Here is a 2334-nt window from a genome sequence, read left to right as displayed (position 1 = left end):
GGTGTTTAATATTCGGTATGAGCAATGCATTTTCTGAACTAATCGAGCGCGCCACCGCAGGTGAAGGCCTCAACCGCGAAGAAATCCACACCCTCCTCGTGGACGGTGAAGGCCAGGACTTCGCCCTCATCGAGGCAGCCTCCGTTGTGCGCCGCAACGAATTCCGCAACATGATTGCGATCCACACCGAAGACGAAGCACTCGCCGAGGCGCTGGGCACCCGCTCCATCGCCGTGGACTCCTACGACGTGCTGGATATTTCCCGCGACATCGACTCCGAAGAACTCGCGGCAACCATCGAACGTATTGCTGAATCCTCCGCCATCGGCGTGACCGTACTGCTGCCCGAAAATGCAGTGCCCATGATGCTCATGCGCGTACTGTCCATCCTGCGCCTGGCAGCACCCGCCAAGGTCATTCACCTGCCCGAAGGGTACGAACAGTCCCTGCGCTCGCTGACCTCCCTCGCAATGCACGTGGTCAGCGCTATCACCATTACTGACGACATTGAGCAGTGGCCCATGGTCAACGAAGTGCTCAAGGCTCTGCGTCACGGCGGCATTGTCATCTCTGGCACCGGTGGACGCGACGCCCTCGCAGGTTACCTGCGCTACCTCTCTGACCTGGGCGTGGACCTCATGGGTCACCGCGATGCACGTGGCTCCGCCTGTGGCTCGGTTGACGGTGGCGGCTGTGGCTGCGGTTCGGGTGGCTGCGGTAGCCACGAGGAACCGGCACCTTCCGCCGGTGGTTGCGGTTGCGGCTCGGGCGGATGCGGTTCCTCCGCTGAAGCTGAGTCTCACGGCCACTCCCACGGTGGCGGCGGTTGCTGCGGCGGCCACGATGAGCCGAAGGAAGAAAAGGGTGGCTGCTGCGGCGGCCACGACGAGCCCAAACCGGTCGTGGAGGAAGCTCCCGCAGGTGGTTGCGGCTGCGGTGCTGGCGGTTGCGGCTCCAAGTAGCCCGCTTAAGGTAACTACCCCAATCGATATATTCCAAATATAGAATTTTCCCCTGAATAACCTGCTGAAAAGCAAGGATATTCAGGGGAAAACTCTATATTCCATAAAATACATGAGGCTCAGGGGTGAAGAAACTAGAGATAATCACCTCAGAGCCCCCCATATCCCGAAAGTGGTATGCGCCGCTCCGGTAGAGTAGAAAGATGTAGCCGACTCATCCTGGCCACACGAAAGGAACAACACCGGACCAATGCTTTACCTCTCCGTTATCGTCATAATCCTGATGGCGACCGTGTTCATGGTCAGTGTCGGTGATCGACTCAACCTCCCCTGGCCGGTCATGATGACCCTGCTCGGTGTCGCCGCGCTCTTCATCCCCAACCGGCCGGACATTACAATCGACACCGACATCATCCTGCCGATTTTCCTCCCGCCGCTACTGTGGGCCATCGGCATTAAATTCTCCTGGGGCACCCTGCGCCGCCGTTGGAAATCCGTACTGCTCTACTCGGTACTGCTCACCACCGCCTCCGCTCTGGCAATTGCTGGTGCAGTCATGTGGTGGGTCCCCGGCATGACCATTGCCGTCGCTCTCGCTGTCGGCGCAGCCGTCTCCCCGCCCGACCCCGTCGCCGTAGAAGCAGTCGCTGAACCCGTCGGTATTCCCCGCCGACTCATCGGCACCCTGCAGACCGAAGGTAGCTTCAACGATGCTATCGCGATTGTGCTCTTCCACGCCGCAATCCACTCCATGACTAGCGGACACGCCATTGACCCGCTCTCGGTCGCTAAGGATTTCGTCCTCGGGTCAATTGTTGCGGTCATTATTGGTTACATCTTCGGTTGGTTCGGTGGTTACGTACGCCAGCGCGCTCACGACGTGGTCACCAGCAACGCCGTGACCCTCGTGATCCCTTTCGGTGCCTACCTTGCTGCTGAAAGCGTGCACGCCTCCGGTGTTATTGCTGTGGTCATCGGCGCTATCCAGTTCACCAGCACCAAGTACATGGCCGCCCTCGAAGCAGAAGAGCGTCTCTCTTCCATATCCTTCTGGCAGATTATTGAGTTGCTCATGACCGGTGTCGCCTTTGGACTGATTGGCCTGCAGGAAAGTAACATCATCGCCACCGCCGACCCCTCCCGTATCACAGGCCTCTTCATTCAAGGCTCCATGGTCGCAATGGTCGCCATCCTGGTGCGCCTCATCTGGTTCACCATCGTCTGGCTGGCCGGACGCAAGAACCCCATCCACGAGGGTGCTCCCGAAAGCTTCGCCGAAGTTATTGTCATGACTTGGTCCGGCATGCGAGGCCTCGTGACCCTGATTCTTGCCCTGTCCATCCCCGTGGTCAACGGCACCGAACAGGTCCGC

General features: G+C 59.4%; 2 protein-coding genes. Both read left to right on the top strand.

Annotated features, from left to right (window positions below; translation table 11 throughout):
• On the top strand, positions 1-962 hold a 962-nt coding region (locus Q0216_RS01960; protein ID WP_298592507.1), incomplete at its 5' end, for a biotin synthase.
• A gap of 250 nt (positions 963-1212) precedes the next feature.
• Positions 1213-2334: sodium:proton antiporter (locus Q0216_RS01955; protein WP_298592506.1), on the top strand; the 1122-nt coding region annotated here is incomplete at its 3' end.

The sequence above is a fragment of the uncultured Rothia sp. genome (assembly GCF_937976295.1).
Taxonomy (GTDB): domain Bacteria; phylum Actinomycetota; class Actinomycetes; order Actinomycetales; family Micrococcaceae; genus Rothia.
This window is presented reverse-complemented; position numbering and strand designations above follow the sequence as displayed.